Annotated in this window: 20 protein-coding genes, 1 pseudogene and 1 CRISPR repeat array; of the genes and pseudogenes, 11 read left to right on the top strand and 10 right to left on the bottom strand. The window is 50.3% G+C overall.

Annotated elements, in window-relative coordinates:
* The first annotated feature begins 4 nt into the window (after window positions 1-4).
* From relA to J4617_RS09615, 3 genes are all read left to right on the top strand, one after another.
* A complete protein-coding gene (relA, locus tag J4617_RS09605; protein ID WP_000226838.1) occupies window positions 5-2,239 on the top strand; it encodes a GTP diphosphokinase in 2,235 nt (744 codons plus the stop codon).
* A gap of 83 nt (window positions 2,240-2,322) precedes the next feature.
* Window positions 2,323-2,679, top strand: coding sequence for a type II toxin-antitoxin system ParD family antitoxin (locus J4617_RS09610; protein ID WP_000480218.1), 357 nt, complete (start codon window positions 2,323-2,325; stop codon window positions 2,677-2,679).
* Window positions 2,645-2,941 carry a type II toxin-antitoxin system RelE/ParE family toxin gene (locus tag J4617_RS09615; RefSeq protein ID WP_001261201.1) on the top strand — a complete coding sequence of 99 codons (297 nt, stop codon included), beginning with the start codon at window positions 2,645-2,647 and terminating at the stop codon, window positions 2,939-2,941. Before J4617_RS09610 ends, J4617_RS09615 begins: the two co-directional genes overlap by 35 nt.
* Before the next feature lie 457 nt (window positions 2,942-3,398).
* Here J4617_RS09615 and J4617_RS09620 read toward each other — a convergent pair whose 3' ends face one another.
* The 8 genes from J4617_RS09620 to J4617_RS09655 form a co-directional block, all read right to left on the bottom strand.
* A complete protein-coding gene (locus J4617_RS09620; protein ID WP_001531793.1) occupies window positions 3,399-4,484 on the bottom strand; it encodes a hypothetical protein in 1,086 nt (361 codons plus the stop codon).
* Window positions 4,485-4,957: 473 nt separating this feature from the next.
* Window positions 4,958-5,989 carry a hypothetical protein gene (locus J4617_RS09625; protein ID WP_001072353.1) on the bottom strand — a complete coding sequence of 344 codons (1,032 nt, stop codon included), beginning with the start codon at window positions 5,987-5,989 and terminating at the stop codon, window positions 4,958-4,960.
* A 54-nt stretch (window positions 5,990-6,043) separates the two neighbouring features.
* Complete coding sequence (locus tag J4617_RS09630; protein WP_017466195.1) at window positions 6,044-6,580, bottom strand: fimbrial protein; 537 nt, start codon at window positions 6,578-6,580, stop codon at window positions 6,044-6,046.
* Window positions 6,577-7,047 (bottom strand): fimbrial protein, encoded by a 471-nt coding sequence (locus J4617_RS09635; protein WP_000832396.1) that lies wholly within the window; start codon window positions 7,045-7,047, stop codon window positions 6,577-6,579. The genes J4617_RS09630 and J4617_RS09635 overlap by 4 nt, the downstream gene beginning before the upstream one ends.
* 14 nt (window positions 7,048-7,061) lie before the next feature.
* Complete coding sequence (locus J4617_RS09640) at window positions 7,062-7,568, bottom strand: fimbrial protein (RefSeq protein WP_000178258.1); 507 nt, start codon at window positions 7,566-7,568, stop codon at window positions 7,062-7,064.
* Window positions 7,569-7,587: 19 nt separating this feature from the next.
* Entirely contained in the window at window positions 7,588-8,361 is a 774-nt protein-coding gene (locus J4617_RS09645; protein WP_017466196.1) for a fimbria/pilus periplasmic chaperone, read from the bottom strand.
* 12 nt (window positions 8,362-8,373) lie between these two features.
* Window positions 8,374-11,070, bottom strand: a complete 2,697-nt coding sequence (locus J4617_RS09650; protein ID WP_071602143.1) for a fimbrial biogenesis outer membrane usher protein — start codon at window positions 11,068-11,070, stop codon at window positions 8,374-8,376.
* Between the two features lie 82 nt (window positions 11,071-11,152).
* Window positions 11,153-11,740, bottom strand: a complete 588-nt coding sequence (locus J4617_RS09655; RefSeq protein WP_017466162.1) for a fimbrial protein — start codon at window positions 11,738-11,740, stop codon at window positions 11,153-11,155.
* 605 nt (window positions 11,741-12,345) lie between these two features.
* Here J4617_RS09655 and mazG point away from each other — a divergent pair.
* The 5 genes and pseudogenes from mazG to J4617_RS09680 all read left to right on the top strand — a co-directional run bounded on the left by mazG (window position 12,346) and on the right by J4617_RS09680 (window position 19,213).
* Window positions 12,346-13,146: a nucleoside triphosphate pyrophosphohydrolase gene (gene mazG, locus J4617_RS09660; protein WP_000210449.1), complete on the top strand. Its 801-nt coding sequence runs from the start codon at window positions 12,346-12,348 to the stop codon at window positions 13,144-13,146.
* Between the two features lie 227 nt (window positions 13,147-13,373).
* Window positions 13,374-15,011, top strand: a complete 1,638-nt coding sequence (gene pyrG, locus J4617_RS09665; RefSeq protein ID WP_000210863.1) for a CTP synthase (glutamine hydrolyzing) — start codon at window positions 13,374-13,376, stop codon at window positions 15,009-15,011.
* 82 nt (window positions 15,012-15,093) lie between these two features.
* The gene (gene eno, locus J4617_RS09670) at window positions 15,094-16,392 is read left to right on the top strand and encodes a phosphopyruvate hydratase (RefSeq protein WP_000036734.1); all 1,299 of its coding nucleotides are present in this window, start codon (window positions 15,094-15,096) and stop codon (window positions 16,390-16,392) included.
* Window positions 16,393-16,527: 135 nt separating this feature from the next.
* On the top strand, window positions 16,528-17,199 hold the full coding sequence (gene queE / locus J4617_RS09675; RefSeq protein ID WP_001199961.1) for a 7-carboxy-7-deazaguanine synthase QueE: 672 nt from the start codon (window positions 16,528-16,530) through the stop codon (window positions 17,197-17,199).
* 296 nt (window positions 17,200-17,495) lie between these two features.
* Window positions 17,496-18,317: a CRISPR direct-repeat array (repeat unit 29 nt; unit sequence GTGTTCCCCGCGCCAGCGGGGATAAACCG).
* A 97-nt stretch (window positions 18,318-18,414) separates the two neighbouring features.
* Window positions 18,415-19,213: pseudogene (locus J4617_RS09680) on the top strand (MBL fold metallo-hydrolase).
* Window positions 19,214-19,300: 87 nt separating this feature from the next.
* On the opposite strand, the gene queD reads toward J4617_RS09680, so the two are convergent.
* Complete coding sequence (gene queD / locus J4617_RS09685; RefSeq protein WP_000108313.1) at window positions 19,301-19,663, bottom strand: 6-carboxytetrahydropterin synthase QueD; 363 nt, start codon at window positions 19,661-19,663, stop codon at window positions 19,301-19,303.
* A gap of 434 nt (window positions 19,664-20,097) precedes the next feature.
* Here queD and cysJ point away from each other — a divergent pair, with 434 nt between their 5' ends.
* The 3 genes from cysJ (at window position 20,098) to cysH (ending at window position 24,445) form a co-directional block, all read left to right on the top strand.
* On the top strand, window positions 20,098-21,897 hold the full coding sequence (gene cysJ, locus J4617_RS09690) for an NADPH-dependent assimilatory sulfite reductase flavoprotein subunit (protein WP_017466163.1): 1,800 nt from the start codon (window positions 20,098-20,100) through the stop codon (window positions 21,895-21,897).
* A complete protein-coding gene (cysI, locus tag J4617_RS09695; RefSeq protein ID WP_001290662.1) occupies window positions 21,897-23,609 on the top strand; it encodes an assimilatory sulfite reductase (NADPH) hemoprotein subunit in 1,713 nt (570 codons plus the stop codon). The genes cysJ and cysI overlap by 1 nt, the downstream gene beginning before the upstream one ends.
* A gap of 101 nt (window positions 23,610-23,710) precedes the next feature.
* Entirely contained in the window at window positions 23,711-24,445 is a 735-nt protein-coding gene (gene cysH, locus J4617_RS09700) for a phosphoadenosine phosphosulfate reductase (RefSeq protein ID WP_000039870.1), read from the top strand.
* Window positions 24,446-24,532: 87 nt separating this feature from the next.
* Here the strand turns inward: cysH and sopD are convergent, their stop codons facing one another.
* Window positions 24,533-25,486: an SPI-1 type III secretion system effector SopD gene (gene sopD, locus J4617_RS09705; RefSeq protein ID WP_024145767.1), complete on the bottom strand. Its 954-nt coding sequence runs from the start codon at window positions 25,484-25,486 to the stop codon at window positions 24,533-24,535.
* Between the last annotated feature and the right edge of the window lie 429 nt (window positions 25,487-25,915).

Raw genomic sequence — 25,915 nt, forward strand, 5'->3', positions numbered from 1 at the left:
GACGATGGTCGCGGTAAGAAGTGCACATATTAATAAAGCTGGTGAATTTGATCCGAAGAAGTGGATCGCAAGCCTGGGAATTTCCAGCCAGCAGTCGTGTGAGCGCTTAGCCGAAACCTGGGCGTATTGCCTGCAACAGACACAAGGACATCCGGATGCGGATCTGTTGCTGTGGCGTGGCGTGGAGATGGTAGAAATTCTTTCCACGCTGAGTATGGATATCGACACGCTGCGGGCGGCGCTACTGTTCCCTCTGGCCGACGCCAACGTAGTCAGCGAAGATGTACTGCGCGAAAGCGTCGGCAAATCTATCGTTACCCTGATTCATGGCGTGCGCGATATGGCGGCGATCCGTCAGCTAAACGCCACTCATAACGACTCTGTTTCTTCGGAGCAGGTTGATAACGTCCGTCGAATGTTATTGGCGATGGTGGATGATTTCCGCTGCGTGGTGATCAAACTGGCCGAGCGAATCGCTCATTTGCGCGAAGTGAAAGAGGCGCCGGAAGATGAGCGCGTGCTGGCGGCGAAAGAATGTACCAACATCTATGCGCCGCTCGCTAATCGTCTGGGCATCGGGCAACTGAAGTGGGAACTGGAAGACTACTGTTTCCGCTACCTGCATCCGGCGGAATACAAACGCATCGCCAAACTGCTGCATGAGCGCCGTCTCGATCGCGAACATTACATCGAAGAGTTTGTTGGACATCTGCGCGCCGAAATGAAAAACGAAGGCGTGCAGGCGGAGGTCTACGGACGACCAAAACATATTTATAGCATCTGGCGCAAAATGCAGAAAAAGCATCTGGCGTTTGATGAACTCTTTGACGTGCGCGCCGTGCGTATTGTCGCTGAACGTCTGCAGGACTGCTACGCCGCGTTGGGGATAGTGCATACGCACTATCGTCACCTGCCGGATGAATTCGATGATTATGTCGCTAACCCGAAACCGAACGGTTACCAGTCTATCCACACCGTGGTCCTGGGACCGGGCGGTAAAACCGTTGAGATCCAGATCCGTACCAAACAGATGCATGAAGACGCCGAACTGGGCGTGGCGGCACACTGGAAGTATAAAGAAGGCGCCGCGTCCGGCGGCGTGCGCTCCGGTCATGAAGACAGAATTGCGTGGCTGCGTAAGCTGATCGCCTGGCAGGAAGAGATGGCCGATTCCGGCGAAATGCTGGATGAAGTGCGCAGCCAGGTGTTTGACGATCGGGTCTACGTTTTTACGCCAAAAGGCGACGTGGTTGACTTGCCTGCCGGATCTACGCCGCTCGATTTTGCTTACCACATCCACAGCGATGTTGGGCACCGCTGCATTGGCGCTAAAATCGGCGGCCGTATTGTGCCATTCACCTATCAGTTGCAGATGGGTGATCAAATTGAAATTATCACTCAGAAGCAGCCGAATCCCAGCCGCGACTGGCTGAATCCAAACCTGGGCTATGTGACGACCAGCCGCGGACGCTCGAAAATTCACGCCTGGTTCCGCAAGCAGGATCGTGACAAAAATATCCAGGCTGGACGGCAGATCCTCGACGATGAGCTGGCGCATTTGGGGATTAGCCTGAAAGAGGCCGAAAAACATCTGCTGCCGCGCTACAACTTTAATGAGCTGGAAGAGTTGCTGGCGGCGATAGGCGGCGGCGATATCCGTCTTAATCAGATGGTGAATTTCCTGCAATCACAGTTCAATAAGCCGAGTGCAGAGGAGCAGGATGCAGCGGCGCTGAAACAGCTTCAGCAAAAAACATACGCGCCGCAAAATCGTCGTAAAGACGACGGGCGCGTGGTGGTAGAAGGCGTGGGTAATTTGATGCACCACATCGCCCGCTGCTGCCAGCCGATTCCGGGGGATGAAATTGTCGGCTTCATTACTCAAGGGCGAGGGATTTCCGTGCACCGGGCCGACTGCGAACAGCTGGCGGAACTGCGCTCCCATGCGCCGGAGCGGATCGTAGAGGCGGTATGGGGCGAAAGCTACTCGGCGGGATATTCGCTGGTGGTGCGCGTCCAGGCCAACGATCGCAGCGGCTTGCTGCGCGATATCACCACTATTCTGGCTAACGAAAAAGTCAACGTGCTGGGCGTCGCCAGCCGCAGCGACATTAAACAGCAGATCGCCACCATTGATATGACCATCGAGATCTACAACCTGCAGGTGCTGGGCCGCGTGCTCGGTAAGCTGAACCAGGTGCCGGATGTGATTGATGCACGGCGACTGCACGGGGGGTAAACCCCAGACACTAATAATGTAGCGGCTTTGCTACTCGTTCAGCAAAGCCGCATTAGCAACCCCATAAGCATGAGATATGGGGTATGTTTTTGACGTACATTTCATTTCCGGTGTACTCTTATGTAAGATTTATACTTACAGTGGAGGCTGTTATGGCCAGAACAATGACCGTTGATCTTGGCGATGAACTGCGCGAGTTTATTGAATCGCTCATAGAATCAGGTGATTACAGAACACAAAGTGAAGTGATCAGAGAGTCTCTTCGTCTGCTGAGGGAAAAACAGGCCGAGTCACGACTTCAGGCGTTACGTGAACTTCTGGCTGAAGGTCTGAACAGCGGAGAGCCGCAGGCCTGGGAAAAGGATGCCTTTTTACGGAAGGTCAAAACAGGGATGATCAAACCCGATGAGAACGGTAAAATTAACGCCAAAGGCCAGTGAAGATCTGGAAAATATCTGGCATTACGGCTGGCAGCATTTTGGCGAAATACAGGCCGATCGATATATTAATCATCTATCAGAAATATTCAGCATTATGAGTGCCAATAACATTGGCACGCCTCGACCTGAACTGGGTGAATACATTTATGCCTTACCGTTTGAAAGGCATATTATCTATTTTATACAATCAGTTACGGAAGTTATCGTGATACGTATTCTGAGCCAGAATCAGGATGCTGGTAAGCATGTAAATTGGTTATAGCCTTTTTATTAAAAAAACCAGTTATACTCTATGTGATATCGGTTAAGGTTTTATGTGTTTGAAATACGTAACACCTATTCTGAATTTTATTCATTACTATAGTATTTATTCTATGAATAATTAGCTATGAGTCTGGATCTAAGCTTCTTCATTCTTTATCTGTTCTCATCATTAATTCTTTTCGCCCTGCAATTCTGGAGCTATTTTCTGATCTATCCCGTGAGGGGCTGACCTCCTTTCTGGTATGCCGAAGCGTTCCCTGTACAACCAAAACGAAAGATTTCCCCTTCGCCGTAGATTACTATTTAAATCACTGTGCCTACCCCTCTGCCTGCCATATCATTCAATTCGGCATTGATCTTAACGTATCCAGATCCAAATGTATTATTGGTGAAGCACATAAATAGAATAAATGAAATTATGATTCTTTTGTTTATGGTCATCATTTTTCCTGTATTTATTCGTAGGGTATCAAAACGGTGATTGCACAAGTTGTATCGATGTTGACTCTCTCCCAGGTACCCTTTATCGTACCTACTTTGCCGTTCAGGCAATGTGTTGTGCCTGAAGCATTACAAGTGTTGCTAAAGTTAAGTTGCGCATTCAGATCGTGACATACAAGAGAAACTGATGTCTTATTAAGACTGTAGTTACACAAGGATGTATCATCGCATGGCGTATTGCCATGGTAGAGATATACAGAGGCTAGCTCGACATTATTTTTTGCGCCAGTCATGGCGACTTCAGTACTGTGCGCTATCGTATTTTCAGAAAATGAAGCATCTAATATTTCTGGAAGCAAATAACGATGTAGGGTGGACGCTGGAGAGCCGTTAAGTACAAGTGATCCGTTCCATATACCGACATCACCTTCGGTATCTTCTGTCACTGTTACAGTCCATTTTAATTTCAGATTCTCAATGCCCGATGTTTCCGGTTCATAATTCGTGTAGCTGCTTACCGATTCATCAATAATAATATGGCCGGAAAGGGATGAGTATTGATTAGTATCACTATTTCCTCCTCCGGGTATTACCGAAACTGTAAGATTTTGCTGGTTAATGGTTATTCCGTTCTGTTTGGTAAGTAAGGTGAGGGGAAGTGAAAATGATTTATCCCATACACAAATTGCGCTGTTAGTTGCCTGATTAGCCGTACAGCTGGCATGTGCCGTTGCTTTTACCGCTTCACCAGTAAAACTATAAGTGATACCGTTATCGACAGCGGTTGTATTGATGAAAGAAGTTGATGGATCAAACTCAAGAGTGGATTCAAGTCCATCAGGCAATGTACCTGGAATACAACCCCCCCCTCCACCTGATCCACCTGACTTAGTGCACGATGAAAGGATATGAATGTTTGTTGGTAATGGGGTATGGATGGTATCGAATGTAGGATCGCCAGCCAGTGCGCTAATACTATCAAACTGTGAAATAATTTGAGAATTATATTTTATATCCGTTCTTACTTCAGCGCATTGTAGCGCAATACACCAAAAAGTGGATGTTATTAGTAGCGATGTTTTTAAAAAATTTGTACACATTTGTTTTCCTTGGTCAATAATTTTGCTAAATTTTAAGTGAGGCAGGTTTTTTTAGGAGCAGTAAAGTGAACTGACCAATAATCCTGTATACAGCATCGGGATAGTGGTAAGCCGTCTGTATAACTCCTTATCCTGACTTTTCTGTACTGTTTTTTCAGCATTCTTCGCTTAACTCGCGAAAGAAATGGTAGCCGTTCATGGCCCGCCTCTCCGGGCCTCGCCCTAAAGGGCCGCCGTAAGCGGCGTTCACATCGGCCTTGCCAATTTGTCCTCGCTCCCCCCAGTCACTGACCAGAGTAAGCCCCGGGGATTGATGGGGGACATCCTTGTCCCCCACCGCAGGCAGCCTTCGGCTGTCAAATTCGTATCAGACGAATTTGTCACTGCGTCGCCGCCTGCCTGCAACTCGAATTATTTAGGGTATATGAGTATAAAAGTATGCAATAGTAAACTCAGATATATTAAGAAAAATACTATTGCCAGGGCAAAATAACTGTCACGCTGCAATTAGTATCAACGTTTATTCGTTCCCAGTTGCCGATTATTCTTCCCAGTTCGCCATTGTTGCATGCCCCCATATCACCATTCCTACATTGATAATCTACATTTGTTTTAATCCTGCTATCAGCACAAACTACATTGATCGTGCTATTTTCCAATGTATAATCGAATCCTTCACCCCACGTGACATTTTTCTCCTTATACATCAAATAAATTTTCCCTAGTTCTATATTTTCTGCCTTGTCGTTATAATGAAGTTCATTATAATTTAACACGGAGTTCTTATCCAAAGACGCAGTTATGAAACCAATCGGCGATGCAACCGTATAAGTTGAATTGTTATTCGTAAAAACAGAACCTGTCCCAGAATGATATTTGTATTGACCGCATCCAGGTACCGTAAAAATAAACCCGGGATCATATAGTGGTGGCATTGTTATGTTAGAAATAACACCCGTATTAGGGGTTGGTGTTATTGCGCCTGTATTAATTACTACTGCACCACCAATCGCCATACCCTGAAAGCCACTGCCATCCATCGGGATCTCTGTTATATATCTCATTGTTCCTGTAGCATATAATTTACTTTCGATAATTGACATGCCATTATCTGTCCTTACAGGTACAGCTTTGTCTGTGTCATAACCAGTAACAAAGCATGTTATGCCGTAATAACCAGGAAAATTACCATTGAGTAATGTACACTGGGCATCTGTATTAACTTTGACATCTGCTGTTGTATATAAATTAACTGTTATGCCACCAATAAACATAGATATGAGACTTCCATTAAGCAGGGTTGCCTCATATTTTGCTGGAATAACAGTGCTATCATGCGGCCAGCTTTTGCATTGTGAGAATTCAGCCTGTTGAGCCTGAGGTAGTACTAAATAATTTGTTGAGTCACGTATTACTAATGGTTCAATCATTACATTTTGGTTAATGGCCTGAGTTATCCCAGGATATGCAATTATACTTAGAAAAAATAATACTTTTTGATTCATTTAAATTTCCATTATTTAAATAAAATATTAGAAATGAGTATATAACTTGAGAAGTTACTGATATTCAAAACTCACTGTTGCGCTACCCTTAAATTCCCCCGGCATAACCTCTTCACCAGCGTATTTTTGCAGCCTGGCCTGCAAGTTGATGGTGGTAATCCCTTCTTTCAGCACAAAAGCTGTACCCACTGTTGCATTGATACTCACTGGTTGCTGTGCAGCCGTTTCCACGCCAATCGCAAAACCACTGGCTTCCGACGAGGGCTCCAGCGCCAGCAGTCCGGGCAGAGTACTGTCTTCAACGCCCTGAAAGGTCACCAGCACGCCGTTGGCTAGCGCTGTTTTGCAATCCTGGAGGCTAAGTGTGAATGGAACAGGAGTCGTTTGCCCGCTGGCGTCGAAATTGTCACTGCCAATAGTATGAAAATCCACCGTCGCCATCGTGTCATTATCCACTACCAGGTTACAGGCGCCGGCAACCAGCTTACCGCTGTAGTGCACATTAGGCGTGGCGGCAGGTAACGTATTGCAAACCGCCCATAACATTACGCCTCCGATCAAATGCCCGGCAGTTTGAAAAATACGGTTCATTGGTAATCCACCTGTAACGTGGCAAAAGCCTCAAAATCGCCTTCGGCAGGCTCTTTACCGGGCTGTTTTACCGGCACGGCTTTTAATGTGGGAAGCGATGACTCATCGATGGTTAGCGACGTGCCGGGAGGAAATACCGTGCCGTTCTGCTGAAGTTCAATGCCCAGCTCAGGGACATTGGTGGTTAAGGCATTTGCGGAGTAAGGCGTCGCCGTGCCCAGATAGCTCAACGTAAAAGTTAATGCGTCATCGCGAAAGCTGCTGTCGCAGGTAAGGGTCCACGGGATCTCGGTCAGGTAATTGACGCCGTCAATATTATCAATAATCACGCTACCAAAACTGACCTCCAGCGTTTCACCATTATTGATAGTACAGGCGGGCGGGTTTATCAGTTTGCCGTGAAAGGTCAAATTGTCGGCGCAGGCAAACTGGGTGATTAAAAGCGTCAGGATAAGCACCCTTTTCACTATGAATCTCTCCATCACTGGTAATCCACGACTAACGTCGCACTGGCGTTAAAATCGCCCCCCGCTAACTGCGTGGTGGGCTCTTTAACCGGTACGGCTTCCAGCTCCGGCCCATTGCTGCCGCTCAGGGTGAAGTTCAGCCAATCCGTTATGCCAACCGGAACCAGTTGCTTATTGCCCGCCTGCTGAATACGGATGCCTAACCCCTGAACCGAAGTTTGCAGAACCTGCTCCCCGCTGATGGTGGTAGTGGTCCCCTGAATTTGTAGCTTCAGATAGTCGCTCGCTCTGCCATCGCAGTTCAGGCTGTAGCCCACAGGTTTCGTTTGAGAAGCATCGCCAACTTTGGTGGTCAGGACATCGCCAAACTCTACGGAAGCGCCGCCTATCGTACAGGGCGGTGGTTGAGTGACGACCAGATGCAGCTCCAGTTGCACGGTTTTTGTGCCGGCAGCCTCGGTGCCGGTAACGAATCCACCGCACAGCAGCACCAGTATTTTCCAGCGAGTCAACATCGTCATGGATCTCTTTCGCACAGGATTACTTATTCGCTTTCTTCTCAGCGTCACGGGTTTTTTCCTCATTGACCTTGCAGGTATTCCCTGAGCAGGTAAAAACCAGCAGGCGATGGCCGCCGTAATCATCGACGTAGCCCACCACCGGCGAGCTGCCGAGCGAGGCACCTTTGATGGGAGCGGTCACTTTTTCACGCGGGGCAATCAGCAGGTTTTTAAAGCCGGAGGCGGTCTCGTTCTCTTTGCTACCGGCATTGCTGATGACGAGGTAAAACGGTGTGGGGTTGTCGAAAATCACACCATCGCCCTGGTAGGTCAGCGTGAGCTTCGTCTGCCACGGGTGCGTCTTATCCACCTGCCGGGCTACGGCTACCGGGCGGTAGAAAAACTTAATACGCGTTTGCAGCGCCAGCTGGAGCGTATTAGGCTTATCGCTTTTCGGCGGAATTTCCCGCACGTTGAAATAAAACAGACTTTCCCGGTCCTGCGGTAGGCTAGCCGCGGCTGGTAACGGCTGGACTTTAACCTGCCCGTCGGATTTTGGCTCAATACGCTGCAGCGGCGGCAGGGCGGTAAAATAGCGGGTATCTTTGGCGAACTTATCGTCTTCCAGCCACGCCTGTGCGAGGTAGGGCAGAGTGGCGTTGCCGTTTTTCAGCGTGACGGTGATTGAATTTTCATTGCCGTTAAAAATAACGCGGGTACGATCCGGCACAATCGCGCTGTGCGATACCAGCGGCGCAGCCAGTAATACCGAAGCGATAAGCGCCTGGCGCTTAAAATGGTTGGTCTTGTTCATTACAGGTTCCCTTTATTCCATATCCTTGCGATTCACCGCATGGTTGTCAGCCAGCGGTATGGGCGGGGTTTGAGTGGTTGTCGCCACCGGCGCGGCCGGTTGGCCATCGGTTTGCGTATGTTCCTGGATTAGCGGTTGCGCCGGCAGCGGAGAACTTTTCTGCGGTGCGGTGGGGGGCTGACCTTCCAGAATTTTGCACGGCAGCAATAGCGCGTTAGCCAATAGCTCCGGTGTAAACGTGGGCGGGAGTGATGCTTCACACTGCGCCGCGCCGTCCCAGAATACTTTCAATGTTTCCCCGGCTTTTACGCCCGCCAGCCACGCGTTGCCGTCATCGGCTACGAGGCCCAACTGCTGCTGGCGCTCGTTTTTCACTTCGGCGCCGAACGGTGGGAAGTCGCCGTCTGCCAGCCGGAAAACCGCCATCATTTTCTCGCCGCTGACCACGTCAAAGTGACGGTAGCCGATGGCGCCTTCGGTGAGCGTGATCTGCACAACCGACTTAGTAGCTTCCGCCTTCTCCGGCAACTTGTTCAGATCGATACGCGCCAGGCTGCGCGAATAGCTTCCGACATCCGCAATCACGGCCTTGCCGAAAATGTTGGTTGAGGTTGGCGAGCCGTTACCGCTAACGGGGACGTCCGCAATGCCGTCGGTATCAACCAGCAAACGTGTGCTGCCCGCTAAACTTCCCCGGTGTAGCGCGCCGCCCTGGGTGGTCAGCGTCATGCCGCCGCGCAGCGACATACCCAGCGAACGGTACGATCCTTCTTCATAATCCGCGCTCAGATCGATGTCCGTCAGCGCGCCCTGATGGCTGTAATAACCGTCTGCCTGCGCGCCTTGTTCATCCTGCCCGACGTGAAGCTGCCAGTTATCGCCGTTCTGGCTGTGGCCGGAATAGCCGAGCTGATTACGGTGTTGACTACCGTTAAACGTACCGTTGTAGCTGATGGAATCATTGCCCCAGGGAACAGACAGCGAGATATAGACGCCATCATCTTTATCACCGTTATATTCGCTGCGATAGCCGTTCAGCGACGCACTGAGATTTTTTATCGACCCTAAGTCGAAGTACCAGGAAAGAGACAGGTTATAGTTACTCTGATCCGGGCTGTCCCAGAAGGTACTGCGTGAATAGCTGAAATAGGCGCTCATGCCCTGTTCACGGAAGTTCTGGTTATAGGTGACCGTATAGCGTTCTTTTTCGTGACCGGCATTGAGATGATGATAGGTTTTCGCATCCAGATAGTCGCTCATGCTCATGAAGTTCTTTTCTGAGAAGCGGTATCCGGCAAAGGTCAGTCGGCTGTCGATTTCATCAAAGTCACGGGAGTAGCTGATGCGATATGAGTTACCCTGCAGCGTTTCGCCGTCAAACCCGTCGTCTTGCGGCATGTGGGCGATGGAGTGCGTAATGTCCACCGCCACCGCGCCCACCACGCCAAGATCCTTACCGCTTCCCAGCGCCACGGCCTGATAGTTGCTTTCTCCAATTGCGCCGCCATATAGCGACCAGCCGTTGGTGACCCCCCACGAAGCTTCCGCCGAGGCGAATGTGCCGGTAATGGGGTGATGATCCCAGTCCTGCGGGCGGCCCAGCGCCATCTTGTAGCGCACCATGCCGGGGCGCGTCAGGAAGGGAACCGATGCGGTGTTAACGTCAAACTCCTGGGTCTGACCGTTCTGCTCTTCCACGGTGACGTGCAACGTACCGGAAACGGACTGGTTGAGATCCTGAATACGGAACGGTCCTGCGGGCACCTGCGTTTCATACAGTACGCGCCCCTGCCAGGAGACTTTGACTTTTGCGTTAGAGCGCGCAATGCCCACGATCTCCGGCGCATAGCCGCGCAGTTTCGGCGGCAGCATCTGATCGTCAGAAATGACGCTGGCACCGATATAGTTAAAGCTGTCGAAAACATCGGACTGGAGATAGCTTTCGCCCAGCGTAAGTTTGGCCCCGAGCGTCGGTAGTGCGCGATAGGCGTAGTAGCGGCTCCAGCTCTGATCGTGGAGGGTGGAAGTGTTCTCGTCATCGTCACGATGGTCGTAGCTGGCCTGCCAGTCGGCCCGCAGTCGCCATGCGCCCAGGTTCGCGCCTAACGTCCCGTTGCCGCTGATGCTTTGCTCTTCGCTGCCGCTTTCTTGATCGTGGCGGAGCTGATTATTAATGTTGTAATCCAGAATGATGCCGGGAATACCATTATCCCAGCGGGCGGGTGGGTCCCAGTCGACATCGCTGTATTCCATATACGCCTGGGGTAAATTCACCAACAGCGTGGAGTGCCCCAGGTCGGCCTGAAAATCCATGCCTTTCAGTGAATCTGGCGCCAGACATTGTCGTTCGCCGTGCGTTATCCAGACGAGTTTTTCCGCGAGTTCCGGCTTTATACCCAATTGCGTAACTAATTCTGGTTCTGCGCAAACCTCACTTCCTTGTGGATCATGTTCTGGAATAACCCAGTTAACAGGAAATTCCTGCGGCAGAGTCTGTCCGTTAATTTTAATTTGTAAAAGGTAGACGCCTGGCAGAATAAAACCCTTACGAGAAAACTGTGCAATGTTAACGTTATCGCGATTTTTTACATCGAGGAAATCGGTATTAAATTCGATGTCTTTGCCTGACGCGCTATAAGGGGAGACGCTTAGAAGCATTCCCACTCCGCACGCTATTGGGCAAAGAACACTTTTCCATGTGTTATTCATCAAATATATTCCGCAATAAAACTCAACAGGAATACCCTACCTAAAGCGGCAGGGTATTATCGTCGTGACTCTGTTAACTGAATTACAGGTAAGAGATAGTGACGTTGGCGGCGCTGCTGAATTCACCTGTGCCTACGGTGCCGGTTGCTGCGCCAACCAGCCAGGCGGTGAAATTCAGGCTTTGCTTCTCATCAAGAATGGTATCTCCGTCCAGGTCCGCAAAGGCCTGTGTATAGGTATCACCCAGTTTGATATTGTTTTTGCCAGCATCGCTGATTGCCAGGCTTACATTGCTAATAGCGCCGGTGCCGTCAGTCTTCATCAGCGCGAGATTATCCGTGGCGCCTGTAGCCGCTGTGGTTCCACTACCTGTAGTGAATACCACATTCATATTTTTCTCGGTAGCCCAGGTACAACCCTCAAGATCGATATGAAAGGTACGGGCATTGTTGATGGTCGTTTTACCATTACTCAGCGTGCCATTACCGATACTTGAACCCATATTGACTGTTTGATCTTCCGTATCCAATGTGACGGAGCAGGGGGAGTCAACAATATTACCAAGGAAAGTGACCTTCGCTGTGTTGCTACCCGCGGCTTGAGCGCCGGAGACAATTCCCATAACTAAAGATGCAGTTACTGCCAGTTTACAAAAATGAGATGACTTCATCGTGTTATCCTTAATTAACGTGTTTTATGGCAACATTTTGTACGCGTATACCAAGGGATATGCGGCATAGAGCCATGCTGCGGGCTTTGGGTAAAAAATAGGTCATAATAAAAATATTATATTTCTACATTTTTATGAGTATATTCTTATGAGCTGAATGATCGTACCTGCTCATAGAATATTATATGTAATACTTTCAATATATTTATTTCATGTATGTTCCAGAAAAAACAAAAAAGCGGTCTTTTTTGAATATTAAACTGGCGTGCATGCTACTCGTTTTTCCGTAAAAGTGAAATAATTTATTTTTTTAAAAGGGAAGGCTCTTTGGGTGGGGTGCTTATAGTGTTTGCATAATTTTTTTTACTTAATTGATGTTATTTATAATGTCTGGTGCAAATATCTGTTTTTTTAATAAATTAGTTATATGATTATTATATTGTTGTGTATCGATTAATAATTTTAAAGTTATACGGGGAAGGTAGCATTCAACACCTGTTAACAATATATTTTATTATATAGGCGTTACCGTAGTGTCTCTGTGCGTGAATGGTTAAGAATAATACGTTACAATTGTCGCTGGTATTTACAACCGATTAAAAACCATGACAACTAACCATCAAATTGACCGTCTTCTCACCCTCATGCAGCGCCTGCGCGACCCGGAAAACGGCTGCCCGTGGGATAAAGAGCAGACCTTCGCCAGCATCGCGCCTTATACGCTGGAAGAAACCTATGAAGTACTGGATGCGATTGCGCGTGAGGATTTTGACGATTTGCGCGGCGAACTGGGCGACCTGTTGTTCCAGGTGGTGTTTTACGCGCAGATGGCGCAGGAAGAAGGCCGCTTCGATTTTAATGATATCTGCGCTGCCATCAGCGACAAGCTGGAGCGCCGCCATCCGCATGTTTTTGGCGAGCTTTCCGCGGATAATAGCGAAGAAGCATTAGTTCGCTGGGAGCAAATCAAAACGGAAGAGCGCGCGCAAAAAGCGCAGCATTCCGCGCTGGACGATATTCCGCGCAGCTTCCCGGCCTTAATGCGCGCGCAAAAAATCCAGAAACGGTGTTCAAACGTGGGCTTCGACTGGACGACGCTGGGGCCGGTCGTCGATAAGGTCTATGAAGAGATCGATGAGGTGATGTTCGAGGCGCGGCAGGCGGTTGTTGATCAGGCTAAACTGGAAGAGGAAATGGGCGATTTGCTCTTTGCCACGGTCAATATGGCGCGTCATTTAGGTACGAAAGCGGAGCTCGCTTTGCAAAAAGCGAACGATAAATTTGAACGTCGTTTTCGCGAAGTTGAACGTATTGTCGCAGCCAGAGGCCTGGAAATGACCGGGGTAGACCTGGAAACAATGGAAGAAGTTTGGCAGGAAGTAAAACGCCAGGAAATTGATCTCTAAAGGTTTTAGGCGGTCAAGAGCGATTTGTGTGATTTTTTAAATAACAAGCGCTTGATTTACGTCAAAAACATTTACCTCAAAGGGGCTATTTTCTCCCTCCCTGTGTGAATGTCAGCCTGACGAAGAGGAGGAATAATGAAAGTTTGTGGCGTAGGTCATGTTCGGGTATACTGCTTTCCCGTCCTGGTTATTCCATCGTCTTTTAAACCTAACTTCTCAGGTTCCGCATGACAACGAACTATATTTTTGTGACCGGCGGGGTCGTATCCTCTCTGGGTAAAGGCATTGCCGCAGCCTCCCTCGCAGCCATTCTGGAAGCCCGTGGTCTCAACGTGACCATCATGAAACTGGATCCGTACATCAACGTCGATCCGGGTACTATGAGCCCAATCCAACACGGGGAAGTGTTCGTTACTGAAGACGGCGCTGAAACCGACCTGGACCTGGGGCACTACGAGCGTTTCATCCGCACCAAGATGTCTCGCCGCAACAACTTCACGACTGGCCGCATCTACTCCGACGTTCTGCGTAAAGAACGCCGTGGCGACTATCTGGGCGCAACCGTACAGGTAATCCCTCACATCACTAACGCGATTAAAGAGCGCGTGCTGGAAGGTGGCGAAGGCCACGATGTGGTACTAGTGGAAATCGGCGGTACCGTCGGTGATATCGAATCGCTGCCGTTTCTTGAGGCGATTCGTCAATTGGCGGTAGATATCGGTCGTGAACACGCGCTGTTTATGCACCTGACGCTGGTACCTTACCTGGCGGCTGCGGGCGAAGTGAAAACTAAACCGACTCAGCACTCCGTGAAAGAGCTGCTGTCTATCGGTATTCAGCCCGATATTCTGATTTGTCGTTCCGATCGCGCGGTTCCTGCCAACGAGCGTGCAAAAATTGCATTGTTCTGTAATGTGCCGGAAAAAGCCGTTATTTCAATGAAAGATGTCGATTCCATTTATAAAATTCCAGGCCTGTTGAAATCTCAGGGGCTTGATGATTATATTTGTAAACGATTCAGCTTGAACTGTCCGGAAGCTAACCTGTCTGAATGGGAACAGGTCATTTACGAAGAAGCGAACCCGGCAGGCGAAGTGACTATCGGCATGGTCGGCAAATATATTGAACTGCCGGATGCCTATAAGTCGGTGATCGAAGCGCTGAAACACGGTGGTCTGAAAAACCGCGTTACCGTCAACATCAAATTGATCGATTCGCAAGATGTTGAAACGCGCGGCGTCGAAATTCTGAAAGATTTGGACGCTATCCTGATCCCCGGCGGCTTCGGCTATCGTGGCGTTGAAGGTAAAATCGCCACTGCGCGCTATGCGCGTGAAAACAATATTCCTTATCTGGGCATTTGCCTGGGGATGCAGGTTGCGTTGATTGAGTTCGCTCGTAACGTGGCCGGCATGGACAACGCCAACTCAACGGAATTTGTGCCAGACTGTAAGTACCCGGTTGTGGCGTTAATTACCGAGTGGCGCGATGAAGACGGTAACGTTGAAGTCCGTAGCGAGAAAAGCGATCTGGGCGGCACCATGCGCTTGGGCGCGCAGCAGTGCCAGCTTAGCGATGACAGTCTGGTACGTCAGTTGTACGGCGCGTCGACGATTGTTGAACGTCATCGCCATCGTTACGAAGTCAACAATATGTTGTTGAAACAAATTGAAGCAGCGGGTCTGCGTGTCGCAGGCCGTTCCGGTGATGATCAGTTAGTCGAGATCATTGAGGTACCGAATCATCCGTGGTTCGTGGCCTGTCAGTTCCATCCGGAATTTACTTCCACGCCGCGTGATGGACATCCGTTGTTCGCTGGCTTTGTTAAAGCCGCCAACGAGCATCAGAAACGTCAGGCGAAGTAAAAAAGTTAGAACGGCGGTGCACCCTCAGCGGTGCACCGTTTGTCTGAAGTTTTAGTTTAACTAGTGACTTGAGGAAAACCTAATGTCCAAAATCGTTAAAGTCATCGGTCGTGAAATCATCGACTCCCGTGGTAACCCGACTGTTGAAGCTGAAGTACACCTGGAAGGTGGTTTCGTAGGTATGGCGGCGGCTCCGTCAGGTGCTTCTACTGGTTCCCGCGAAGCGCTGGAACTGCGCGATGGCGACAAATCCCGTTTCCTGGGTAAAGGCGTAACCAAAGCTGTTGGCGCGGTTAACGGCCCGATCGCTCAGGCTATTCTTGGCAAAGACGCTAAAGACCAGGCTGGCATCGACAAAATCATGATCGACCTGGACGGTACTGAAAACAAATCTAACTTCGGTGCAAACGCCATTCTGGCTGTCTCTCTGGCTAACGCCAAAGCTGCTGCTGCCGCTAAAGGTATGCCGCTGTACGAGCACATTGCTGAACTGAATGGCACGCCGGGCAAATACTCCATGCCGGTTCCGATGATGAACATCATCAACGGCGGCGAGCACGCTGACAACAACGTCGACATCCAGGAATTCATGATCCAGCCGGTTGGCGCGAAAACGGTTAAAGAAGCCATCCGTATGGGTTCTGAAGTTTTCCATCACCTGGCAAAAGTGCTGAAAGGCAAAGGCATGAACACCGCTGTGGGTGACGAAGGCGGCTATGCGCCGAACCTGGGCTCCAACGCGGAAGCACTGGCTGTTATCGCTGAAGCGGTTAAAGCGGCTGGTTACGAGCTGGGTAAAGACATCACCCTGGCGATGGACTGCGCAGCATCTGAATTCTACAAAGACGGTAAATACGTTCTGGCTGGCGAAGGCAACAAAGCGTTCACCTCCGAAGAATTCACCCACTTCCTGGAAGAACTGACCAAACAGTACCCGATCGTTTCCATCGAAGATGGTCTGGACGAGTCTGACTGGGACGGTTTTGCATACCAGACCAAAGTACTGGGCGACAAAATCCAGCTGGTTGGTGACGACCTGTTCGTAACCAACACCAAAATCCTGAAAGAAGGCATCGAGAAAGGCATCGCTAACTCCATCCTGATCAAATTCAACCAGATCGGTTCTCTGACCGAAACTCTGGCTGCAATCAAGATGGCGAAAGACGCTGGCTACACTGCTGTCATCTCTCACCGTTCTGGCGAAACTGAAGACGCTACCATCGCTGACCTGGCTGTTGGTACCGCTGCAGGCCAGATCAAAACCGGTTCTATGAGCCGTTCTGACCGTGTTGCTAAATACAACCAGCTGATTCGTATCGAAGAAGCTCTGGGCGAAAAAGCACCGTATAACGGTCGTAAAGAGATCAAAGGCCAGGCGTAATCCTGCTTTTACCTCTTAATGTAAAAACCCGCTTCGGCGGGTTTTTTTGTATCTGTTCAATAGCGCAGCCGCTGTGCATGACCGGGCAGACGAAATCTGCAATAATTAACGATTATCCCCTTAACAGAGAACGCTATGCAGTACCCGATTAACGAGATGTTCCAGACCCTACAAGGCGAGGGTTATTTTACCGGCGTCCCCGCTATTTTTATTCGTTTACAGGGATGTCCGGTCGGCTGTGCCTGGTGTGATACTAAGCATACCTGGGATAAACTGAGCGATCGGGAAGTGTCTCTGTTCAGCATTCTGGCAAAAACCAAAGAGAGCGACAAATGGGGTGCTGCGAGCAGTGAAGATCTGCTGGCGGTGATTAATCGTCAGGGCTATACCGCGCGCCACGTTGTCATCACCGGTGGCGAACCCTGTATTCATGACCTCATGCCGCTCACCGATCTGCTTGAAAAGAGTGGTTTTAGTTGTCAGATTGAGACCAGCGGGACGCATGAAGTGCGCTGTACGCCTAACACCTGGGTCACGGTTTCACCAAAAGTGAATATGCGCGGGGGATATGACGTGCTTTCCCAGGCGCTGGAGCGCGCCAATGAAATCAAGCATCCCGTTGGGCGAGTTCGTGATATTGAGGCGCTGGATGAACTGTTAGCCACGTTGAGCGATGATAAACCGCGCGTGATTGCTTTGCAGCCCATTAGCCAGAAAGAAGACGCGACGCGTCTGTGTATTGAAACGTGTATTGCACGTAACTGGCGGCTGTCTATGCAAACGCATAAATATTTAAATATCGCCTGATGCATTACTAATCTTACAGACGGCCTGCCGATGCCGTCTGTGACTCATCCATTACCTTGCATTGTTTATTTTCTCTATGTGAATTTCGATGAGTGTATAAAAGCGCTGATAAATTTTTCCATAGCGATGCACGGATCACGCTATTTTGGTAAATTTAAAGAAAAAATCATTCTATGAACTTTTTTGCATCAAAATCAGCAAATTAGCTGTTCTTTAATAATTTAAATTGTTGCGATTATGTTGGTGAAATGTGGTGCTGATAAAAAGTAGTTTATAAACAATGACATACGTTTAGTGTGTTCCCCGCGCCAGCGGGGATAAACCGAATACTATCCTGCAATGCGCTACCACGTTACTGTGTTCCCCGCGCCAGCGGGGATAAACCGTGATAACGCATGGGAGTCCAGATTACAAATTCGTGTTCCCCGCGCCAGCGGGGATAAACCGTGCTGGATACACGCGTTTCAATGGTCAGAGTTGTGTTCCCCGCGCCAGCGGGGATAAACCGCAGCTCTCTAACGACTTCCCCGGAGTACGTAAGTGTTCCCCGCGCCAGCGGGGATAAACCGGGAAACGAAGATGACCTTTATTAGAGATATCCGTGTTCCCCGCGCCAGCGGGGATAAACCGTGCTGAATCTTTGCGAGTGGGATGATGGCACTGTGTTTCCCGCGCCAGCGGGGATAAACCGCCGCTACGATCTATTCGAATCATAGTGGTGCGGTGTTCCCCGCGCCAGCGGGGATAAACCGGCGTGCGCCGGGATATTGCGCCGCGCCGAGAAGTGTTCCCCGCGCCAGCGGGGATAAACCGTCCTTTTATTCTAATGGGTTAGATAGGGTAGAGTGTTCCCCGCGCCAGCGGGGATAAACCGAAAACTGCACCGCCGCTGCCACTGAGTTTGCTGTGTTCCCCGCGCCAGCGGGGATAAACCGGCGCAGAATTTACAGGTGTCACTGTTGTCCGGGTGTTCCCCGCGCCAGCGGGGATAAACCGGGCGTGGTGTATATCGGTCTTGATGCGTTGTCGTGTTCCCCGCGCCAGCGGGGATAAACCGGTCACGAGGTCTGACGCGGATGTGATGAGTTAGTGTTCCCCGCGCCAACAAGGATAGCCGTTGCATAATCATAATCTGTGTACCAGTAATGGCAGCTACAAACCTGTAAAGTAAAAAGGCCGCGTTTTCCCGGGGAGGCTTTTAGACAGGAGAAGGCCATGGCGTTAAGGATCAGGGTATTGCTCGAAAATCATAAGGGAGCTGGAGCGGATAAATCGTTGAAGGTCCGGCCAGGGTTAAGCCTGTTGGTCGAGGATGAGTCTACGTCTATCTTGTTCGATACCGGCCCTGATGGCAGTTTTATGCAAAACGCGTTGGCGATGGGGATCGACCTGTCCGATGTGTCTGCTGTGGTGCTTTCGCATGGTCATTACGATCATTGCGGCGGCGTGCCGTGGCTTCCTGATAACAGTCGAATCATCTGCCATCCCGATATTGCGCGCGAACGTTATGCGGCAATGACTTTTCTCGGTATTACCCGAAAAAATAAAAAAATTGTCGTGTGAGGTGGACTATTCACGCTACCGAATGATGTACACGCGTGGCCCCCTGCCGATTGGCGAAAACTTTATCTGGTCAGGGGAAATACCGGTGGTTGCGCCTGAAGCCTACGGCATTTTTGGCGGCCACGATGCGGAGCCGGACTCCATTTTGGATGAGGGCGTACTGATTTACCAATCGACAAAAGGATTAGTCATCATTACGGGATGCGGGCATCGGGGGATCGTAAATATTGTCCGGCACTGTCAGAACATTACCGGTATAAAGCGGATTTACGCGCTTGTCGGCGGATTTCATCTCCGCTGCGCATCACCGTTCACGATGTGGCGAGTCAGGCGCTTTCTGCAAGAACACAAACCTGAAAAACTATGCGGTTGTCACTGTACAGGGGCCTGGGGGCGGTTGTGGCTACCGGAAATAACCGCACCTGCAACCGGTGATGTGCTGCGTTTTTAACACCGCGCTGGACAATGTTTTCACTGATAAAACGTCGTGTGGATGGGCTGGAATCAATTTGGCATCCAGCCCACGCGTTAATAAACCTTATTCGCCGCGATAGACGCAGCCGGCTGTACAGGTCTCTTTCACCATCACGGCGCTCAGTAGCGGCACGACGGGCTTAACCTGATCCCAAATCCATTTTGCCAGCACTTCGCTGGTGGGATTGGACAGCCCTGGAATATCATTCAGATAGTAGTGATCAAGACGATCGTAAGTCGGTTTAAACGCCGCTTTGAGATCCGCGAAATCCATAATCCAACCGGTATGCGGATCGACTTCACCGGTAATTTCGAGACGCACCATAAACGAGTGTCCGTGCAGGCGGCCGCACTTATGCCCTTCAGGCACGTGAGGCAGGCGGTGAGCGGCTTCAAAGGTGAAATCTTTATACAACGTGGTGGACATGATGAACTCTCAGGCAATAAAAAAACCGCCGTAGGGTACCGGAAAGCGCATTTTTTATCATTAACTAAAACCATTCTCCGCCTTGTGACGGGCAATTAATTTAAGAATTTCCAGAAAATTTAATAATTATCAATCAATTATAAAATCGATTTTGGCGTTAATAACGATAACTAAAACAGGTTAGTTCATTTGGTTATTTGTTATTTCCAACCCTTCTTTAATTGTTATTCCTCTCACCGTTACCCTTATCCTTAGTTTGGGATTTATCGCTTATACACTTCATCCTTCAAGCCGCATCTGTGTTGACTGCGTTTACTCGCCCCAGTCACGTATTTATGTACGCTCCTGGGGCGCGATCAGCTTACAGTCTGGCTACAGCGAACTTGAATGATTTTGTGTATAGATCCGCTTTGCTTACTGGAACATAACGACGCATGACGACACCGGCTCCACTGACTGGGTTGCTTCCGCTTAATCCGGAGCAACTGGCGCGCCTTCAGGCCGCGACAACCGACCTTACTCCCGAACAGCTTGCCTGGGTCTCCGGCTATTTTTGGGGCGTACTGAACCCGCGCTCAGGCGCTGTTGCCGTCACGCCTGCTCCTGAGGGGAAGATGCCGGGGGTTACGCTTATCTCCGCTTCGCAAACCGGCAATGCGCGTCGTGTGGCGGAAGCGCTGCGTGATGATCTGCTGGCGGCCAACCTTAATGTGACACTGGTGAACGCCGGCGACTACAAATTCAAACAGATTGCCAGTGAAAAACTACTGGTGATAGTGACGTCCACCCAGGGAGAAGGCGAGCCGCCGGAAGAGGCCGTCGCGCTGCATAAATTCCTGTTCTCCAAAAAAGCGCCGAAACTGGAAAACACCGCTTTTGCCGTGTTTAGCCTCGGCGACACCTCTTATGAATTTTTCTGCCAGTCCGGAAAAGATTTCGACAGCAAACTGGCGGAACTGGGCGGTGAACGTCTGCTCGACCGTGTCGATGCTGACGTTGAATATCAGGCAACTGCCAGCGAATGGCGCGCCCGCGTGGTTGATGTTCTGAAGTCTCGCGCACCTGTCGCGGCACCTTCGCAATCCGTCGCTACTGGCGCGGTAAACGACATCCACACCAGCCCCTATACTAAAGACGCGCCGCTGATCGCGACCCTCTCCGTGAATCAGAACATCACCGGTCGCAACTCGGAAAAAGATGTGCGTCATATTGAGATTGATTTAGGCGACTCCGGCCTGCGCTATCAGCCGGGCGATGCGCTGGGCGTCTGGTATCAGAACGATCCGGCTCTGGTGAAGGAGCTGGTTGAGTTGCTGTGGCTGAAAGGCGATGAGCCGGTGACGGTTGATGGTAAAACCCTGCCGCTCGCCGAAGCGCTGGAGTGGCACTTCGAGCTGACGGTGAATACCGCCAACATTGTTGAGAACTACGCGACCCTGACGCGCAGTGAGTCGCTGTTGCCATTAGTGGGCGACAAAGCGCAGCTCCAGCACTACGCCGCGACCACGCCCATTGTTGATATGGTGCGTTTCTCTCCGGCGCAGCTCGACGCTGAAGCATTAATCGGCCTGCTGCGTCCGCTGACGCCGCGTCTGTACTCCATCGCCTCCGCGCAGGCGGAAGTCGAAAGCGAAGTACACGTAACCGTCGGCGTCGTGCGCTACGATATTGAAGGCCGCGCCCGCGCGGGTGGTGCTTCCAGCTTCCTCGCCGACCGCGTGGAAGAAGAGGGCGAAGTGCGCGTCTTTATTGAACACAACGATAATTTCCGCCTGCCAGCGAATCCGCAGACTCCGGTGATTATGATTGGCCCAGGTACGGGTATCGCGCCGTTCCGCGCCTTTATGCAGCAACGCGCCGCCGACGGTGCGGAAGGCAAGAACTGGCTGTTCTTCGGTAACCCGCACTTCACCGAAGACTTCCTTTATCAGGTTGAATGGCAGCGTTACGTGAAAGAAGGCGTGCTGAACCGGATCGATCTGGCCTGGTCCCGCGATCAAAAAGAAAAAATCTACGTACAAGACAAACTGCGCGAACAGGGCGCGGAGCTGTGGCGCTGGATCAATGACGGTGCCCACATTTATGTCTGCGGCGACGCCAGGCGTATGGCCGCAGATGTCGAAAAAGCATTGCTGGAAGTGATCGCTGAATTCGGCGGTATGGACCTCGAATCGGCAGATGAATATTTAAGTGAGCTGCGCGTAGAGCGCCGTTATCAGCGAGATGTCTACTAATGAGCGAAAAACATCCAGGCCCACTGGTGGTCGAAGGTAAACTGTCCGATGCCGAGCGCATGAAGCTGGAAAGCAACTACCTGCGCGGTACCATTGCGGAAGATCTGAACGACGGTCTCACCGGCGGTTTTAAAGGCGACAACTTCCTGCTAATACGCTTTCACGGCATGTATCAGCAGGATGACCGCGATATTCGCGCCGAGCGTGCGGCGCAGAAGCTGGAGCCGCGCCACGCCATGCTGCTGCGCTGCCGTCTGCCGGGCGGGGTGATTACTACGACGCAATGGCAGGCGATCGATAAATTCGCGGCGGATAACACGATTTATGGCAGTATCCGTCTGACCAACCGCCAGACCTTCCAGTTTCACGGTATTCTGAAGAAGAACGTCAAGCCGGTGCACCAGATGCTGCATTCGGTCGGGCTGGACGCGCTGGCGACCGCCAACGACATGAACCGTAACGTGCTGTGCACCTCCAACCCGTACGAATCGCAGTTGCACGCGGAAGCCTACGAGTGGGCGAAGAAGATCTCTGAACATCTGCTGCCGCGTACCCGCGCCTATGCGGAGATCTGGCTCGATCAGGAGAAGGTCGCGACCACCGATGAAGAGCCGATCCTCGGTCAGACCTATCTGCCGCGTAAGTTCAAAACCACGGTGGTGATCCCGCCGCAAAATGATATCGATCTGCACGCCAACGACATGAACTTTGTGGCGATTGCCGAGAACGGCAAGCTGGTCGGCTTTAACCTGCTGGTGGGCGGCGGTCTGTCTATTGAGCATGGTAATAAGAAAACCTACGCTCGTACGGCCAGCGAGTTTGGCTATCTGCCGCTGGAGCACACCCTGGCGGTGGCCGAAGCGGTAGTGACGACGCAGCGCGACTGGGGTAACCGTACCGACAGGAAAAATGCCAAAACCAAATACACCCTTGAGCGCGTGGGACTGGAGACATTTAAAGCGGAAGTCGAGCGTCGCGCGGGGATCAAATTTGAGCCGATCCGCCCGTATGAGTTTACCGGTCGCGGCGATCGTATCGGTTGGGTGAAAGGGATCGACAACAACTGGCACCTGACGCTGTTTATCGAAAACGGTCGTATCCTGGATTATCCGGGGCGTCCGCTGAAAACCGGTCTGCTGGAGATCGCGAAGATTCATCAGGGCGAGTTCCGTATCACCGCTAACCAGAACCTGATTATTGCCAGCGTGCCGGAAAGCCAGAAAGCGAAGATCGAGAAACTGGCGCGCGATCATGGGCTGATGAATGCCGTGAGCGCGCAGCGTGAAAACTCAATGGCCTGCGTGTCGTTCCCGACCTGCCCACTGGCGATGGCGGAAGCCGAGCGTTTCCTGCCGTCGTTTACTGACAAAGTGGAAGCGATTCTGGAAAAACACGGCATTCCTGATGAGCATATCGTGATGCGCGTGACCGGCTGCCCGAACGGCTGTGGCCGTGCGATGCTGGCGGAGCTGGGGCTGGTGGGCAAAGCGCCGGGTCGTTACAACGTGCATCTGGGCGGCAACCGCATGGGGACGCGTATTCCGCGTATGTATCGCGAAAATATTACGGAGTCAGAAATTCTCGATTCTGTTGACGAACTGGTTGGGCGTTGGGCGAAAGAGCGTGAAGCGGGTGAAGGCTTCGGCGACTTTACGGTGCGTGCGGGCATCATTCGCCCGGTGCTCGATCCCGCGCGTGATTTCTGGGAATAACCTGAATTGCCGGATGGCGGCATAAATGCCTTATCCGGCCTACCGCCCGCGTAGGCCTGATAAGCGAAGCGCCATCAGGCAAGGTATACCGCGAGGAACTTATGTCCAAACTCGATCTAAATGCCCTGAATGAACTGCCAAAAGTCGATCGCGTACTGGCGTTGGCGGAAACCAACGCTCAACTGGAAACGCTGACTGCCGAAGAACGCGTGGCTTGGGCGCTGGAAAATCTGCCCGGCGAATACGTGCTTTCTTCAAGCTTTGGCATCCAGGCGGCGGTGAGCCTGCACCTGGTGAATCAGATTCGCCCGGATATCCCGGTGATCCTCACCGATACCGGCTATTTGTTCCCGGAAACCTATCAGTTTATTGATGAGCTAACGGACAAACTCAAACTCAACCTGAAAGTTTACCGCGCGGGCGAAAGTCCGGCCTGGCAGGAAGCGCGCTACGGCAAGCTGTGGGAGCAGGGCGTTGAGGGCATTGAGAAATACAATGAGATCAACAAAGTCGAGCCGATGAACCGGGCGCTAAAAGAGCTGAAAGCGCAGACGTGGTTTGCGGGTCTGCGTCGCGAGCAGTCCGGCAGCCGCGCGCATTTACCTGTTCTCGCTATCCAACGCGGCGTGTTTAAAGTGCTACCGATTATCGACTGGGATAACCGCACGGTTTACCAGTATCTGCAAAAGCACGGTCTGAAATACCATCCGCTGTGGGATCAGGGCTATCTGTCTGTGGGCGATACGCACACCACCCGCAAATGGGAGCCGGGTATGGCGGAAGAAGAGACACGCTTCTTCGGACTGAAACGTGAGTGCGGGCTGCATGAAGGGTAATTGTCCTTACGCGGTATGATTATACCTGCTGCTATGAAAAATCCGGCAGGCAGCCGGATTTTAAATTGGTTATATTACTGGCTATCTTTATGTCAGTAATATATTACGACTGCACCCATCTTTACCAATGTGCAAAGAACGTTCATGCGTTAGATATAGCTTTTCAAGAATTACATCAATAAACATTTTTTTTGCATGATAGTCGTTATAATCCTGATTAAGTTTTTTTAAAAAACCGGAATTTGTTGGTTTAAACTCTGCAAACGGTGAATAGGTATGTAGTAAATAGGAGATGCATGGATGCATCATGCTAAAAGCGACTTCACCTTGTACCTCCTGATAACCTATTTTGCAAAACTGAGTTGTAGGCTCAAAGTTACCTGCATTAATACAGGCCAGCATCGATTTTTCATCTTCAGTAAGCGAGTCCTGCCATTCGACAAGCGGGTGGTCTGGAGCCTCTGCGGGACGCATCATCTCATAAACCGCCGCTTTGATTTGTGCATTGCCCGTCACTTCTTTTCGTAGTGTAGAAATCGACTCCTGAAGTAATTCCGGGTGCCAGGTCATCTTCGAACCAATCACCTCACATATTTGTAAAAATAATTGTCTCTCCTCTCTACTCATAGATTCTATCACTGCATCATCTGATATATTAAGGATGTCCTTAATATTGCTTTGGCTGATCACCGTGTCGCCGACCATAAGTAAAAATTGTGTCTGAGAAGCGTCCAACTTGATAGTAAACAGATCCTGATGAGCCGGGCAGGCCAGATGTTGTAGCCGTTTAAAGGCGTAAATTTTATTTATATCCTCTACGTTAACTTCCATCTCTCCAGGTTCACCACGGCCCTGCCCGTGAATGATGGAGTGTAACACTTCCAGCGCATGGTCCTTTTTTTCCGCTCTAAAATGATCCTGGACTTTATCCCAACCCCCCATATGGATTGCTTTTTCTTTATCTGCGCTTAACAGATGAGCAAGCCGACTTTCATTAAGCGTATAATTTTGATGATTACCGAAGCTTAAAGTGACTGGCATAATATTTTCCTTCAAATTTATATTATTCAATATCCGGAGTAAAATATATCGTTCAATTCTCTCTTTTTTATTAAACAGATAAAGTTTACTACAGGAGAGAATTTGAACGACATTATTAATACAGCACATTTATGGTTGGTAATCCTTTGTGGTGACGATAATTCAGACAAAAGGTAGATGATTCGCCGCAAATGGTCGTTTTTTTTAAATTTTGGTTTATGCAGAAGGCATTGGAGGAAGCCTCTTTGAGCGCTTCTTCCAGAAGAAAAAGGCGGAAAAATTTATAATAATTATTCGTGGGGTAAATATTTCTGAAGAATATATAAAATTGAGCGGGCATATTTAAATATAATCTCAGGAAGTGCAATTTTTGTGAGGTATATCAACAAAAAAGACCATTAAAAAGGCGTAGAGTGCTTTTATTATCCA

Source organism: Salmonella sp. 32010601201800023SM (genome assembly GCF_017572235.1).
Classification (GTDB): Bacteria; Pseudomonadota; Gammaproteobacteria; order Enterobacterales; family Enterobacteriaceae; genus Salmonella; species Salmonella enterica.

Coding starts and splice junctions, on each gene's coding strand:
- relA (WP_000226838.1), top strand. CDS start 5: ATGGTCGCGGTAAGAAGTGCACATATTAATAAAGCTGGTGAATTTGAT.
- J4617_RS09610 (WP_000480218.1), top strand. CDS start 2,323: ATGTTTTTGACGTACATTTCATTTCCGGTGTACTCTTATGTAAGATTT.
- J4617_RS09615 (WP_001261201.1), top strand. CDS start 2,645: ATGAGAACGGTAAAATTAACGCCAAAGGCCAGTGAAGATCTGGAAAAT.
- J4617_RS09620 (WP_001531793.1), bottom strand. CDS start 4,484: ATGTGTACAAATTTTTTAAAAACATCGCTACTAATAACATCCACTTTT.
- J4617_RS09625 (WP_001072353.1), bottom strand. CDS start 5,989: ATGAATCAAAAAGTATTATTTTTTCTAAGTATAATTGCATATCCTGGG.
- J4617_RS09630 (WP_017466195.1), bottom strand. CDS start 6,580: ATGAACCGTATTTTTCAAACTGCCGGGCATTTGATCGGAGGCGTAATG.
- J4617_RS09640 (WP_000178258.1), bottom strand. CDS start 7,568: ATGACGATGTTGACTCGCTGGAAAATACTGGTGCTGCTGTGCGGTGGA.
- J4617_RS09645 (WP_017466196.1), bottom strand. CDS start 8,361: ATGAACAAGACCAACCATTTTAAGCGCCAGGCGCTTATCGCTTCGGTA.
- J4617_RS09650 (WP_071602143.1), bottom strand. CDS start 11,070: ATGAATAACACATGGAAAAGTGTTCTTTGCCCAATAGCGTGCGGAGTG.
- J4617_RS09655 (WP_017466162.1), bottom strand. CDS start 11,740: ATGAAGTCATCTCATTTTTGTAAACTGGCAGTAACTGCATCTTTAGTT.
- mazG (WP_000210449.1), top strand. CDS start 12,346: ATGACAACTAACCATCAAATTGACCGTCTTCTCACCCTCATGCAGCGC.
- pyrG (WP_000210863.1), top strand. CDS start 13,374: ATGACAACGAACTATATTTTTGTGACCGGCGGGGTCGTATCCTCTCTG.
- eno (WP_000036734.1), top strand. CDS start 15,094: ATGTCCAAAATCGTTAAAGTCATCGGTCGTGAAATCATCGACTCCCGT.
- queE (WP_001199961.1), top strand. CDS start 16,528: ATGCAGTACCCGATTAACGAGATGTTCCAGACCCTACAAGGCGAGGGT.
- queD (WP_000108313.1), bottom strand. CDS start 19,663: ATGTCCACCACGTTGTATAAAGATTTCACCTTTGAAGCCGCTCACCGC.
- cysJ (WP_017466163.1), top strand. CDS start 20,098: ATGACGACACCGGCTCCACTGACTGGGTTGCTTCCGCTTAATCCGGAG.
- cysI (WP_001290662.1), top strand. CDS start 21,897: ATGAGCGAAAAACATCCAGGCCCACTGGTGGTCGAAGGTAAACTGTCC.
- cysH (WP_000039870.1), top strand. CDS start 23,711: ATGTCCAAACTCGATCTAAATGCCCTGAATGAACTGCCAAAAGTCGAT.
- sopD (WP_024145767.1), bottom strand. CDS start 25,486: ATGCCAGTCACTTTAAGCTTCGGTAATCATCAAAATTATACGCTTAAT.